Source organism: Ruminococcus sp. Marseille-P328 (genome assembly GCF_964249465.1).
GTDB classification, from domain to species: Bacteria; Bacillota; Clostridia; order Lachnospirales; family Lachnospiraceae; genus Blautia_A; species Blautia_A faecis.
Window position 1 is genome coordinate 44472 of the sequence record NZ_CAXUBQ010000005.1, and the last position, 14413, is coordinate 58884.

8 protein-coding genes are annotated in these 14413 nt (G+C 45.1%); 7 read left to right on the forward strand and 1 reads right to left on the reverse strand.

Annotation, left to right across the window (positions count from 1 at the left end):
* The first annotated feature begins 47 nt into the window (after positions 1-47).
* From recG to ACESTK_RS05180, 7 genes are all read left to right on the forward strand, one after another.
* Positions 48-2126 (forward strand): ATP-dependent DNA helicase RecG, encoded by a 2079-nt coding sequence (gene recG, locus ACESTK_RS05150; protein ID WP_373118995.1) that lies wholly within the window; start codon positions 48-50, stop codon positions 2124-2126.
* A gap of 275 nt (positions 2127-2401) precedes the next feature.
* The gene (locus tag ACESTK_RS05155) at positions 2402-2914 is read left to right on the forward strand and encodes a DUF6465 family protein (protein ID WP_118578057.1); all 513 of its coding nucleotides are present in this window, start codon (positions 2402-2404) and stop codon (positions 2912-2914) included.
* 482 nt (positions 2915-3396) lie between these two features.
* The gene (miaB, locus tag ACESTK_RS05160) at positions 3397-4845 is read left to right on the forward strand and encodes a tRNA (N6-isopentenyl adenosine(37)-C2)-methylthiotransferase MiaB (RefSeq protein WP_373118998.1); all 1449 of its coding nucleotides are present in this window, start codon (positions 3397-3399) and stop codon (positions 4843-4845) included.
* 329 nt (positions 4846-5174) lie between these two features.
* Positions 5175-6263: a GGDEF domain-containing protein gene (locus ACESTK_RS05165; RefSeq protein WP_373119000.1), complete on the forward strand. Its 1089-nt coding sequence runs from the start codon at positions 5175-5177 to the stop codon at positions 6261-6263.
* Positions 6264-6320: 57 nt separating this feature from the next.
* The gene (locus ACESTK_RS05170) at positions 6321-7862 is read left to right on the forward strand and encodes a GGDEF domain-containing protein (RefSeq protein WP_373119003.1); all 1542 of its coding nucleotides are present in this window, start codon (positions 6321-6323) and stop codon (positions 7860-7862) included.
* Positions 7859-11473: an ATP-binding protein gene (locus ACESTK_RS05175; RefSeq protein ID WP_373119006.1), complete on the forward strand. Its 3615-nt coding sequence runs from the start codon at positions 7859-7861 to the stop codon at positions 11471-11473. The genes ACESTK_RS05170 and ACESTK_RS05175 overlap by 4 nt, the downstream gene beginning before the upstream one ends.
* Before the next feature lie 96 nt (positions 11474-11569).
* Positions 11570-12940, forward strand: coding sequence for an MATE family efflux transporter (locus tag ACESTK_RS05180; protein ID WP_330661434.1), 1371 nt, complete (start codon positions 11570-11572; stop codon positions 12938-12940).
* 206 nt (positions 12941-13146) lie between these two features.
* Here ACESTK_RS05180 and ACESTK_RS05185 read toward each other — a convergent pair whose 3' ends face one another.
* Positions 13147-14403 (reverse strand): M56 family metallopeptidase, encoded by a 1257-nt coding sequence (locus tag ACESTK_RS05185; RefSeq protein ID WP_373119009.1) that lies wholly within the window; start codon positions 14401-14403, stop codon positions 13147-13149.
* Positions 14404-14413: the final 10 nt, after the last annotated feature.

A 14413-nucleotide genomic window follows, 5' to 3' on the forward strand; every position in this document is an offset into this window, starting at 1 on the left:
GAGAACACTTTTCGGGCAAATGAAGAAAGACCCGGAAACAGAGATGAATGATCAGAAAGAGAGGAAAAACAGTGGCAAAGCTTCTTCGGGAACTAAAAGGAGTAGGAGAAAAGACGGAAAAACTATTTCAGAAGATCGGTATCACCACAACAGATGATCTGCTCCATTATTATCCAAGAAATTACGACTCATATGAGGCACCGGAGGAAATTGGTTCTTTGAAGGAGAACTCCGTGGTGTCTGTTCGTGGAACTGTCACTGCCGGAGTCTATGTAAACAGGATCCGTAATCTTCAGGTGATCTCCATCACTGTGGCAGATACCACCGGAAAACTTCCTGTGGTATGGTTTAATGTCCCCTACTTAAAAAACACTCTGAAAAAAGGCAGCTGCTTTATTTTCCGCGGCAAAATCTCCAGAAAAAAAGGTCACCTGGAGATGGAGCATCCGGAGATTTTCACACCGGCGGCTTATGAAGAAATCCTTCACAGCATGCAGCCCATATACGGACTTACTGCAGGGCTTACAAACAAACTGATAATCAAGCTGATGCATCAGATCCTGGATGAACAGAGCCTGCAGACAGAATTTCTCCCAGATGAGATTAAGGAATTTTATCACCTGGCAGATGATAATTATGCTATTTCAACTGTCCATTTTCCAGGCAATATGCAGGAACTTCTGGTGGCACGAAAACGCCTTGTGTTTGACGAATTTCTTTTGTTTATTCTGGCAGTACAGATCCTGAAGGGAAAAACAGAAGAAGCTCCTAACGCTTTTCCCATGAAGCCGGTATGGACCACAGAACAGGTTATGGAAGGTCTTCCTTATCATCTGACAAAGGCGCAGCTAAACGCCTGGCATGAAATCGAAAGAGACCTTTGCGGGCATACCCTTATGTCCCGGCTGGTTCAGGGCGACGTTGGAAGCGGAAAAACGATTCTGGCTTTTCTGGCAATGATCCTTACTGTGGAAAATGGCTATCAGGCAGCATTGATGGTGCCCACAGAGGTACTTGCAAATCAGCATTTTGAAGCATTTACAAAGCTGATAGAGGAACAGGAGATTTCATCCTGCCATCCGGTTCTTCTTACTGGCTCAACCACCCAGAAAGAGAAAAGAAGAATCTATGGAGAAATCGCATCCGGGGAGGCAAATGTGATCATTGGAACTCACGCCCTGATCCAGGAAAAAGTGGTGTACGAGAATCTTGGCCTTGTGATCACCGATGAGCAGCATCGCTTTGGCGTGAAGCAAAGAGAGGCACTGACTACCAGGGGAAATGCGCCGCATGTGCTGGTTATGAGTGCCACTCCCATCCCCAGAACTCTTGCAATCATTGTATACGGGGATCTGGATATTTCCATTATAGATGAGCTTCCTGCCATGCGTCTCCCGATTAAGAACTGTGTAGTTGGCACGTCTTATCGCCCGAAAGCCTACTCCTTTATAGAAAGGCAGGTGCGGGAAGGGCGCCAGGCGTATGTGATTTGCCCTATGGTAGAAGAAAGCGAGGGGGCAGACGGGGAAAACGTGACGGACTATACAGCACGGCTGAGAGAGATTTTCCCATCAGACATCACCATTGGAATGCTCCATGGAAAAATGAAGCCCAAGGAAAAGAATGGAATCATGGAACAGTTTGCAAGGGGAGAAATCCAGGTGCTGGTGTCTACTACAGTAGTGGAAGTAGGGGTAAATGTGCCAAACGCTACGGTGATGATGGTAGAAAATGCGGAGCGGTTCGGACTTGCGCAGCTTCATCAGCTGAGAGGGCGTGTTGGACGTGGGGCGTATCAGTCTTACTGTATTTTTATGCAGGGAAATGAAGAGGAAGAGACCTCCAGAAGACTGGAGATTTTGAATAAATCGAATGATGGATTTTTTATAGCAGGGGAGGATCTGAAGCTTCGGGGACCGGGAGATCTGTTTGGAATCCGTCAGAGCGGACAGCTGGAGTTCCGGATCGGAGATATTTATCAGGATTCAGATGTACTGAAAGCTGCCAGTGACGCCGCAGGAGGAATTCTGGAGCTTGACAGGGAGCTGGAACTGTCCCAGCACGAAAAATTGAAAGAAAGATTGAATGCTTATATGAAATATGACCTTGAGAACCTTGGATTGTAAGGTTTTACAGGGAAATAGATGACGAAAAAAATAAGAAAATACATCCTTTTTTTGGTAATAACTGTGCAAGAAAACAAAAATTATCAGGATTTTAAGATTTGTACCCGAGGATTTCCTGAAATTAACAGGCTTTGTTTGTATACTTTTACCTATGAATTCAGAGAAATGGTTTGTCAAGGGGGATTTTAGCAGAACTTGCAAAAAAAATTGATTCGTAGTATTCTATCATAGAAGCGAAAACGAAGATTATATTCACCGTCAAGGAGGCTATTATAATGGCTACGAAGAGAACTACAAAAAAGGCAGAAACAATGGCGGCCAAGAAGGCTGCTAAGACTGTGGCTGAGGTTAAAGCTACAGCTGCAGCAGAGGTAAAGGCTGAGCCAAGTAAGGCAGAGGCTGTTAAGACAGCTGTTGTTGAGACTGTGAAAGCAGCTACAGAGACTGTTAAGGCTGCTACTGAGAGCGTTAAAGAGACTGCGAAAGAGGCTGTTAAGGAGACTGCAAAGGCTCCGGCTAAGACAGCTGGGAAGGCAGAGGCTAAGAAGCCTGCTGTTAGAAGAACTGCTAAGAAGGCTGCTGTTGCAGCTGAGGAGATTTTTATTCAGTATGCAGGCAAGGAATTCACTACTAAGGATGTAGTGGCAAATGTGAAAAAGGCCTGGACAGAGATGACCGGAAAGAAAGAAGAAGATATCCAGGATATTAAAGTTTACGTTAAGACTGAAGAGAATAAGGCATATTATGTAGTAAACGGTGAAGCAGAGGGACATTACGTAGAGCTGTAATTTCCCCTATATGAATGGCTTCAGGGAGTGTGTGAGTGCGTTCCCTGAAGCCTTTTTGATTTCGAGGGACGTGAGAGGAAGTGGGTGCCGTCTGGGGGCGGTGCCGAAATGGGGTGTCTGGCTCCGCCGCCTAGTGATCTATAAAATTGCAAACTCGCCCTTGCAGGGCTCAGACAGTGCAATTTTATAGATCGCTATGCTCGCCAGACGCCCCATTTCGGCAATGCCCCCAGACGGCACCCACTTCCTCTCACTGGTTACTGGGAAGGGACGGCGGCTGCAGGCAGCGCCTGGGGGAGGATAATTGTATAGGTGGGAAGGTGTAGGATGGATCGGGAAATGAAAAGGTTGTGTGCAGGATAGTGCTTAGTGTGGGGAAATAAATTGCTGGACAAAAGGGGGTAAATAGGATAAAATATTTAGATATAGACAGGAGTAGCCCCTTGATTTGACAAGGGGTCTTTTTATGAAAGGAATAAAGTATGTTTAATGAAATTGATTTCAGTAAGATAGATACGAATATTACACCGCCTCAGGATGATACAGAGCGTCAGTATTATTATATGGCGAAGCTGGCTGAGATGGTGGCTTTGAGGGAGCGGGAGCTGGGACGGCGGATTACTTATTGTCTGCAGACGTTTGGGTGTCAGATGAATGAGAAGCAGTCTGAGGTTGTCGCAGGGATTATGGATGAGATTGGATTTAAGAGACAGGAAACAGAGGATGCGGATGTTGTGATTTATAATACCTGTACGGTTCGTGAGAATGCCAATCTTAAGGTGTATGGTCGCCTTGGTAAGCTGCATAGTCTGAAGAAGTCTAATCCGGATATGAAGATTGCTTTGTTTGGGTGTATGATGCAGGAGAAGCAGGTTGTGGATAAGATCCAGAAGGATTATCCATTTGTCAATCTGGTGTTTGGAACCCATAATATTTTTAAGTTTGCAGAGCTGTTTTATGAGATGGAGAATCGTGACAGCCAGCTGATCGATATCTGGGAGGGTACGGATAAGATCGTGGAGGAGCTGCCTACAGAGCGTAATTATTCTTTTAAGTCCGGCGTGAATATTATGTTTGGATGCAATAATTTCTGCAGTTATTGCATTGTACCTTATGTAAGAGGGCGTGAAAGAAGCCGTGAGCCGGAGGCGATTGTGAAAGAGATAGAGGCTCTGGTGGCGGATGGCGTTACAGAGGTTATGCTTCTGGGACAGAATGTAAACTCTTATGGAAAGACTTTGAAGGATCCGGTGACTTTTGCACAGCTTCTTGAGAAGGTGGAGCAGATCGAGGGGCTGAAGAGAATCCGGTTTATGACTTCTCATCCGAAGGATCTTTCTGATGAGCTGATCGAATATATGAGTAAGAGCAGGAAGGTGTGCCATCATCTGCATCTGCCTATGCAGTCTGGCAGCAGCCGTATCCTGAAGATCATGAACCGGCATTATGATAAGGAGAAGTATCTGGGACTGGTGGAGAAAATCCGTACAGCGGTGCCGGATATTTCCCTGACTACAGATATTATTGTAGGCTTCCCGGGTGAGACTGAGGAGGACTTTCAGGAGACTCTGGATGTAGTGGAGAAATCTGGTTTTGATACTGCATTTACCTTTATCTATTCCAAGAGAAGCGGCACTCCTGCGGCGAAGATGGAGGATCAGGTTCCGGAGGATGTGGTGAAGGATCGTTTTGACCGCCTTCTGAAGCTGGTTCAGGAGAAAGGAAGAGAAGTCTCTTCCAGATTCCAGGGCGAGATTCAGGAAGTTCTTGTTGAGACGGAGAGCAAGGAAAAGGGTATTTTCACAGGAAGAACCCAGTATAATCTGCTGGTTCATTTTCCGGGAACCCCGGATCTTCTTGGCAAGTATGTGAATGTGCGTCTGGATACCTGTAAAGGCTTCTATTACATGGGAACAAGAGTGGAGGATTAAAGCACCTGCCGAAGATTTATATATCAGATTTTTTGATTCTGTAATCCTGACTATGAATAAAAAGCAATATTTGGCAAAAAGGCTACTGTCACTCCGTGACCAGTAACACGCTTTGCGATGCGCAGAAATCATGCATTCGCATGATTTCGCGCTGAGATTCCCGGGTTCCCTGTGAACTTTGTTCGCAAAAAGCACCTTGCGGAACGTTACCATTGAACCGTAAAGTAAAAAGCGCAAATAATATAAATAATTACAAAAAAGGTTGCATTTTTGTGATAAATAGTGCAATATTATTATATTGAACACTCGTGGGAAAGGCGGCACCTGTAATGGTTAAAGGGCTGTGCAGGAAATTTAATGCATTGTTGAGGAAAGAAGCAGTTCATGAGAATGAGCCTCAGCGTATATTGTTCCTTCTCAGAATTATATTGTTGATTCTGGGACTTTATTTTCTGATCATTCCGTTCGTATTCTGCATTGTGGGACCGAAGACAGAGGTCTGGACAGGATATATTTTCGCAGCAATGTCGGTTGCTGCTTTTTATGCAACATACCGGTTGAAGGTACATACCAGTGTGCTTGTCTGCAGTGGTCTGCAGCTGGCATGGGTGATTGTGTTTGTTATTCTCTATGGATGGGACTGCGGTATTCAGCATCTGATGTTTGAGATGCTGGTACTGGTATATTTTGCTGTCTACAATTCTCTTGTGTATAAGATCAGCTATACAGTAGTTCTGTTTGCAGTACGATTCAGTCTGTTTTTGTACTGCAGGGTAAATATTTCTGTTTTTGCCCTGACAGAAACGGCTACAGTTGTATTACAGATCATAAATACCATTGTGACGTTTGTGCTTATGGCTGTAGCGTGCAGTATGTTCAGCTCCAATGTGGAATCTGCGGAGAAGAAGCTGGTGTTGTATAATGAGCAGCTGAAGAAACAGGCAGGGACCGATCCGCTGACAGGTTTGTGGAACCGCCGTCAGATGATACAGTACATTACGGAGAAGCGCAGGAAAGAGCCTGTTATGGCGTTTACCATTGGTATGGGTGATATTGATTTCTTTAAGAGAATTAATGACCACTGGGGACATGACTGCGGAGATGCGGTACTGGTATGGATCACACAGCACATGAGCCGGGAATTGGGTGAGCATGCCAAATTGTGCCGCTGGGGAGGCGAAGAATTCATCTTCTTTTTCCCGGATATGAACGGAGACGAAGTATGCCTTATGCTCAACACTTTTCGCATGAAGCTGGGCAACGATCTGTTTGACTGGAGGGGAGAATGGATTCCGGTTACTATGACGTTTGGCGTGGAGGAGAATGATTTCAAGTCCAATATAGACACCTTGCTGAAAAATGTGGATGCGAAACTTTATATGGGCAAAGAACAGGGAAGAGACCGGGTGATCTATTAAACTCACCGGGTCTTTTGTCGAATTAACAACAGTAATAAGCAGGAGAATAAAACTTGTATGTATACAGTTGAAGAAATAAAAAATAAAGTAAAAACAGGAACCTGGACAAAAGAGGATGTGGCACGCTGTGTGGAGGAGCTGAAGCAGATATCGGATTTTACTGTTTATACAGAAGAAATCTATTATATAAGTTATGGGATTTTTGCCTATAATTTTCGGGAATATGCTTATCCTCTGATCGAAATCTGCCGGGAGGCCGGAGTTCACATGGAGCGTTCCAAGGAGAAATCCAGACTTTATCTTGCCCTGGTAAGACTTTATTTCTGCCTTGGTTTTCCCCCGAAGATTGTAGAATATGGCCTGAAATATGCCAATTCCGGATTTACCTTAAGATCCCCTCTGAAATCCGTTTATAACACTATCGTAGCCGCTTTTTCAGACTGTGGACTGTTTTTTGAGGCGGATTTTTATCTGGAGAAAATGATGGATATTTCCAGACTGGATCCCTGTGACAGCAGTGTGAATTTCTGGAATTCGGATACTTTAAATGAGCTGGTCTATTATGACAGCAAAGTTTACGTGAAACTGGGAATGGGAGATGTTGCAGGTGCAGAGCAGGCGTCAGTGGATATGCAGGCGATTCTTACAGAACGGGAGATTCCTGAAGATGGCAGAGCCTTTTTCCTGCTTCAGAAGGAATTTACGGACTTGTATCTTCGCCTTTACCAGCAAAAAGACAAGGCGGTCATTGCGGAAGAATTTAACAGCTATATGAAGAAAATGGAAGCCGGGGAGGGTGCCAGGGATACCTTAAGCTTCTGCGTCTGCTATTTCGGAGAGTTCCTTCAGGTAATGGCGGAGGAAGAACGCTGGGACGATATTATACGTATTGGCAATTACATTAAGAATGCCAGAAATTTCAGTGGAAGCTTCTGCCCGGTTTATAAGCTTATGCGCACGGCTGCATACGGAAGTGACCGGGAAGAGCTTCGGAGACAGATACCGGAATTCGAGAGAATGTATCTGGAGTCTCTGGAGCAGGAGAAGGAGAATTACGACCAGATGGTACGTCTCCTTACCCGTGAGGAGCTTCGGATTGAACGCCTGAAGGTGTCCATGGAGAAGGATGCCCTTACCGGCTGTCTGAACCGTGCGGCTTTTGACCACAACAGCAAGCGCTTTATGAAGAATTATAAGAAGGGCAGCCTTGTATTTATTGACCTGGATTATCTGAAGCTGATCAATGACTGCTATGGCCATGAAAACGGAGACCGTTACCTGGTGTGTTTTGCAGAGAATATGAAGTGTGCTATGGACAGGCAGGATCTTCTGTACCGGTATGCAGGAGATGAGTTCCTTATTTTGTCTGCACTGGAGCCGGAGCAGATACAGGAACGGCTAAACGAAATTCTGGAAAAGAGCCCGATTCATTTTGATATTAACGGAGAAATCCGCAACATCAGCTTTTCCTATGGCATTGTGGCATTTGAGGAAAAAAAGGGAAAAATCGCAGATTTGGTGAAGGAAGCGGATCAAAGAATGTATCAGTGCAAGAGCCGGAATCATGAGCGTATTTCCAAAAGAGGTGCGGCGGAATGATTACGCGGGAAAATATTATTCATTTTTACACCAAATACAAAGAAAATCTGAAGACGGAAGATCAGATTCAGGAGAATCTGCTGAAGGCAGAAGACCAGGAGGCGTGGATCGAAAATCTGAAGAACAAATCCAGAATGATGCGCCGGCTTTACATTGAAAATGAGGCACTTCTGAATCTGTATATCCGCCCCTTCCTTGACGGAGAGGCGAGCCTGAACGAGGAACTGGCGAGAGAATTTCTGCATCAGATCCGCATGGCCGATGAGGAGGGCTATGAGGATAACCTTGCCATGCTGGAAATTCTGGAGCTTCTGGATGGATATTTTCAGAAAAGTGATGATCTGGACTCTTATATCTGGACCCTGAATCTTCTGGGAAATTTTTATAACCGTCCCTTCAGCGATGAAGATGGAAAGAAAGGAGCCATGTATTTTGACAGACTGCGGGCACTTTCTTCCAGATATTTTGAAATCGAGGATTTTGACGTAAGGAAGCGAATCCTTTTTTCTTATTATAATTTTCCGATAGTGTTGATGAACTTTAATCTGGACACGTCCAGGGAGCTTTTGCAGTACATTGATGAGGCACTGGAGTTTTATAATGATGAGAAAGTCCGGGAATTAGACGGAGAGCGGTTTGATTTTGATGAACTGATCGAAGAACTGAATTATGATCTTCTTGGAAATTCAGTCCTGAGATTTACCGTGAGGGAGATTGATCCGGAGCTTCTTTCCAGAGCATCCCGGGTTCTGGAAGAATATTATCAGCGTGAGCTTGAGAAGAATCCGGAGCCCTACGAAATGCTGGATGAAATATACTGTAATTATAAGTCCTGTCTGTTCTATCAGGGTAAGATAACCTGCACAGAGCTTCTGGAGGATTACCGGAAATTCTGTGAACACAGTATGGAGCATGACGATCTGGACAGCCAGGAGGGAGTGCCTTTTTCTGACAGCCGCTATTTTCAGGTTGCGATCAACCATCTGCCGACGATTTTGGAATTGTTGGAGAAATATGCGGATGAATATCACGGAGCACCAGATCTCCGTGATTTTTGTGTATCCAATTATGTGCATGCTATTCGCAGGCTGTCCAGGACAGAAAACGATACCTTTGTAAATGATGTAGTATGGCGTTCTCTCAGGGATGTGTTGAAATATATTACCGGAGATGAAATAAACACCCTGGTTCTTATGCAGATCATGGTAAGCCGGGATGAGGGCACTGCCATGCACAGTGCAATGGTGGAGCAGATTGCCAGGCGAATTCTGAATGTAGTGATGAAAAAGCGGCCGGAGCTTCTGATTGGAACCTTTGGTTATGAGAACGTGGTGGAAGTGCTGGAAAATCAGGAGACCATTCTGGACTATGTTTCCCAGTCTGCACAGCTTCTGGATATTGGAATGATCAGACTTGCATCTATTGTGAACAAGCAGTCACGGCAGCTGACACAAAGGGAAAAGAATGGTATTCTCAGCCATCCCTGTGAAGGGGCTAAATTCGTCGAGGAGATTCCGGCTCTTCGCAAATATCGGGATGCTGTTCTGGGACATCACAAATCCTGGGATGGAAAAATAGGATATCCGGCAGATTTTGACAATACCAGGTCAAATGAGCGTATTCTTATTGAAATACTGCATATCAGCGATTGTCTGGATGCAGCCACTGACTTTGTGGGACGAAGCTATAAGAATGCCAAGAAGCTGGAACAGGTAGCGGAGGAGTTTTCCTGGGGAAAGGGTTCTGTTTATTGTCCAGAGCTGGTGGAGCTTCTGGAAGAGGACAAAGAACTGCAGGCAGATCTCAGATATCTGCTGGGAGCGGGACGCATCCGTACCTGTTATTCGGTATATGGCAAGGCAGTAGATCAAACTGAAATAGAAGAAAGCAGGTTGTTCACAGATATTGAAAACTGGGAAGCCAGCAGCCGGAAGCAAAGTGATGAAGAGGGAGATACGATTCTCGATTTCCTTCACAAAAGCGGAAACGAGAGCCGTCAGCTTCTTGGAGCACTGGCAAGGAATTCTCTGATCATTTTGTATGTGGATATGATGTCTGGCGAATACAAGGTATACTACCGCGGAAACCAGAGACTTCTGGATAAAAAGATTCCGGACGGTTATTACGGAGACTTCCTGAAAGAATATCTGGCGCCAAACTGCGAACCGGGTGATTGGGAAAAAGTACGGCTGAAAATCAGACTGTCAGAGCTTTCCCATATATTTCTGGAGCAGGAGGGCAGCTATGAGTGTGAAGCCCGGATCAGGGTAAAAGATGCTTACCGCTGGGTGCGGTTCCAGTTTATCTGCCTGGACGAGGAAAATGTTATGCCTGGCATGATGACTGTGATCGCGACAGATGTTCAGGAAAGCCACAGCAGAAATGAACAGCTGATGAACAGTCTGAAGGAGGCATATCAGTCTGCAGAAGAGGCAAACAAGGCAAAAAGCATTTTCCTCAGCAGTATGTCCCATGACATCCGCACTCCTATGAATGGAATACTTGGTATGACCCAGATCGCCATGAATCATCTGAACGATCCTGCGCGTATTCTGGATTGTCTTCAGAAGATCGATGATTCTTCCAGACACCTTCTGGAGCTGATCAATGAGGTTCTGGATATGTCGAAAATTGAGAGTGGGGATACGACGCTTCATGAGGAACCACTGTACCTGAGCAAAACCATGAAAATTGTGGATGGAGTATGCCGTCAGGCAGCTGTTGACAAACACCAGATTTTTGATATGGATATAGAAGAAATCCGGGACGATCATGTGTTGGCAGATCCGGTAAGACTCAGGCAGGTTTTGATCAATTTGATTTCAAATGGAGTGAAGTATACGCCTGAGCATGGATGTGTGCAGGTAAAAGTAACCCAGGGCAATAGCTTTGCAGAGGGCAAAGCAAGCTATTTTTTTGTGGTGAAGGATAATGGAATCGGAATGTCGGAAGAATTTCAGAAGAAGCTGTTTGAGCCTTTTTCCCGCGAAGATAACAGCATGACAAATGCTACCCAGGGAACAGGACTGGGACTTTCTATTGCCAAGTCTATCATTGCGCAGATGGGTGGAAGTATTGAGGTAAAGAGCATTCAGGGGAAAGGTACGACTTTTCTTGTGCGGCTGGATCTGAAGCTTGTGGAAGAAGAGAAGGAGGCTGATCAGGCCTTACTGGCAGCAGAGGCTGGTGAAGAGAAGAAAAAAGATCCGGGCTTTTTGAAGGGACGCAGGATCATGCTGGTGGAGGACAATGAGCTGAACCGGGAGATTGCTTACGAGCTTTTGTCCGAATCCGGTCTGATCGTGGATGTGGCAGAGAATGGACAGGAGGCGATCAAGCTTCTTGGAATCAGGCCGGAGAATTATTATGAACTGATCTTCATGGATATTCAGATGCCGGTGATGAATGGGTATGAGGCTACGGCAAATATCCGTGCAGGAGAGAGCGATTACTGGAAAAATATTCCGGTGATCGCCATGACCGCAAATGTGTTCCAGGAGGATGAGAGCCGGGCTGCAGAGTGTGGAATGAGTGATTATGTAACTAAGCCTATTGACATGAATGTGATTTATTCTGTCCTTGAAAAATGGCTTCGGGGACAGAAAGGATGATGTGCGCCAGTACCTGCCAGAGCTTTTTATATACTCTGGCAGCAGACCGGAAGGGGCTTCCGGTGGTGCTGGCATATGAATGAGGGAGCGATAGAGTTGAGTAAGAATAAGTACGAAATTGATATGTGTAACGGAACCATTATGGACAAGCTGGTTTCTTTTGCCATTCCGCTGATGGTTTCCGGAATCCTGCAGTTGATGTTCAATGCTGTGGATATTATTGTGGTGGGACGGTTTTCCGGCAGCCAGGCCCTAGCAGCAGTTGGTTCTACTACCGCTTTGATCAATGTGTTTACCAATCTTTTTATTGGTGTTTCACTGGGAGCTAATGTTTTGGCTGCCAGATTCTATGCGGCAGGTAAGGCAAAAGAGATGTCGGAAACGGTACATACGTCTGTGACACTGGCCTTGGTCAGTGGTGTGGCGATGGCTGCTGTAGGACTTGTTTTTTCAAGATGGGCACTGGAGGTTATGGGAACCCCTGCGGATGTGATTGACCAGTCCACTTTGTATATGAGGATTTATTTCCTGGGAATGCCGTTTTTTATGCTTTATAACTATGGTGCAGCTATTCTGCGTGCGGTAGGGGATACCAGGCGTCCGCTGATGTTCCTGGTCGTGGCTGGTGTGACCAACGCGGTGCTGAATATGATTCTGGTGATCGTGTTTCATCTGGGTGTTGCAGGTGTTGCCATTGCGACCATTATTTCCCAGCTGATTTCCTGTATTCTGGTTCTTAGATGTCTGTATATGACGGACAGCAGTTATCAGCTTCGGTTTTCCAGATTGTGCATGAAGAAATTTTATCTGGTACAGATTTTCCAGGTGGGAATACCGGCGGGAGTGCAGAGTACGGTTATTAACATTTCCAATGCGCTTTTGCAGTCTTCTGTAAATTCCTTTGGTTCCACTGCCATGGCTGGTTATACGGCGGCGAATAATATTCTGGGATTTTTGTATGCGTCTGTAAATGCGGTCACTCAGGCCTGTATGAGCTTTACCAGCCAGAATTATGGCGTTGGGAAATATAAACGTATGGACAGAGTGCTGCTGGACTGCGGAATCCTGTCTTTTGTGATCGCCCTTGTGCTGGGATGCGGCTCTTACATGTGTGGCGGTGAGATCCTGAAGGTTTACACAGAGGATCCGGAGGTTATCCGATGCGGTGTGGAAATTCTTTCCATCACCACAGTGCCCTATTTCTTATGTGGAATCATGGATCTTTTTCCTGGCGCTCTCCGGGGAATGGGACATTCCGGTGTGCCTATGATCCTTTCTATTATCGGTACGGTTGGTACCAGAATTGTGTGGATCTTCTGGATATTCCCACAGCACAGAAGCCTGTACACCTTGTTTATTTCCTATCCGGCCTCCTGGTTCATTACCATTGTGCTGCAGGTGGTCTGCTTTGTGTTTGTGAGACAGACGGTGCATGGACAGCTGAAAGGTACCGGGAAAGCGGCGTGATGGAAAGAAAGAAGAGAAATGTTATAATATGTTTCTGAAACGGGTAAGAGCCAGGGAAAGCGAAACGCTTCCCTGGCTCGTTTTTAGCTTCCGTTCCCTCTGAGCTTCACGAAAGATAATAATGGAAAATGACATAATTGGGTAAGTGTGAATGATTTAATAATTCGGCTGGGCTAACTTCCTCCCATTAAAGTTAGTGCAGGCGATTATTTGTGTGGGCATTTGGCGTAAGTTGTTGTGCTTACGTAGTCCATGATGACAAGATGATTGCATTTTTGACAAATTTTTGCAGTATAGCGTTTTACTTCACAACCACCATTACTTTTGGGATAATGTCTATCCGCGTATCCCTCTTTAAAATCATGTGTGCATATAAGGGCACGTGTTTCTAAATCGGAAGAAGTAACTGGAACTGAAAAATGATCTTCTGTTTCAAAATATATATCTGAGTTTGAAAACTGAGAATCTAAAGTGTTCACTTCTTCAAAAGAAATAGAGGATTCAGTAATTGGAGAAAATACTGGTGCTTCCGTCGTCTGCATCGGCGCATACCCAAACACCGTAGTCCCACTCAAAAACACAGATGCCAATATTGCAGCAGCAGTACCAATTTTACTGGTTTTCCTATTCTTCCTCATAATAAATTCCACTCTCCTTTTCATTGTATGTTTGGCCCCCAATAAGTTGTTTTTCCAGACTACAGGAACCTGCCTGTTTCTTACGGAAAGATTCACGAGAGCGACTGCGTAGGCTTTTTTCTCCTCCGTGGCGAAACCTTCGGTGGCGGCTTGATCTGCAATGTTTTCGGAAAAGCTGGTGTAAAGCAGAAGCGTAAGCAATGTTAACGGATTATAAAAATGAAGGCAAATGGCTAACAGGCAGAGCAGCTTTACAGCTGAGTCATGGCAGCACAGGTGTGAATATTCGTGCCGCAAAATCATTTCTGACAATCGGGAATCCTCAAGGCTCTCCGGCGCGACAATGAAAGGCTTCAGGAAACCTATAGTATAAGGAGAACCAATAAGGGGAGAAATACGGTATTCTACATCCCCGATTCCAGGTAAGAAACAAGTTCTTTTCTCAGTAATCTTTTTCAGCTTTCGCGTGAGCCGGTGATACTTTATGATTTCGTAAATACTGAAGCCTGAGATTAAAAATAGCCAGCATAATCCAATCATAAGAATCCAGTCGGACATCCATAATGAGATTCCGTGATAAGAAATTGATCCTTTGTCATCAAAATTGATGTAATAAGAGATGTTTGCAAGAGCATCTGTTCTTCTCAAAACATCCATCGGCATCAGATATTTAACCACCTGAAACGGTATCAAATACCCCGCCAGACTCAGAAACACCAGGTTCCGGCCAAGCCGGTATGAAAATTTTTTCCTTTGGAGAAGCAATAGCAGGAGACAGATGATCAGTGGTACTGTTCCTGCTATGCTCATACAGATTAAAAGCATGCAAGTCCCT

Excerpts from the sequence above, each read along its gene's own strand:
- recG (WP_373118995.1), top strand. The coding sequence starts at position 48 with ATGATCAGAAAGAGAGGAAAAACAGTGGCAAAGCTTCTTCGGGAACTA.
- ACESTK_RS05155 (WP_118578057.1), top strand. The coding sequence starts at position 2,402 with ATGGCTACGAAGAGAACTACAAAAAAGGCAGAAACAATGGCGGCCAAG.
- miaB (WP_373118998.1), top strand. The coding sequence starts at position 3,397 with ATGTTTAATGAAATTGATTTCAGTAAGATAGATACGAATATTACACCG.
- ACESTK_RS05165 (WP_373119000.1), top strand. The coding sequence starts at position 5,175 with ATGGTTAAAGGGCTGTGCAGGAAATTTAATGCATTGTTGAGGAAAGAA.
- ACESTK_RS05170 (WP_373119003.1), top strand. The coding sequence starts at position 6,321 with ATGTATACAGTTGAAGAAATAAAAAATAAAGTAAAAACAGGAACCTGG.
- ACESTK_RS05175 (WP_373119006.1), top strand. The coding sequence starts at position 7,859 with ATGATTACGCGGGAAAATATTATTCATTTTTACACCAAATACAAAGAA.
- ACESTK_RS05185 (WP_373119009.1), bottom strand. The coding sequence starts at position 14,403 with ATGCTTTTAATCTGTATGAGCATAGCAGGAACAGTACCACTGATCATC.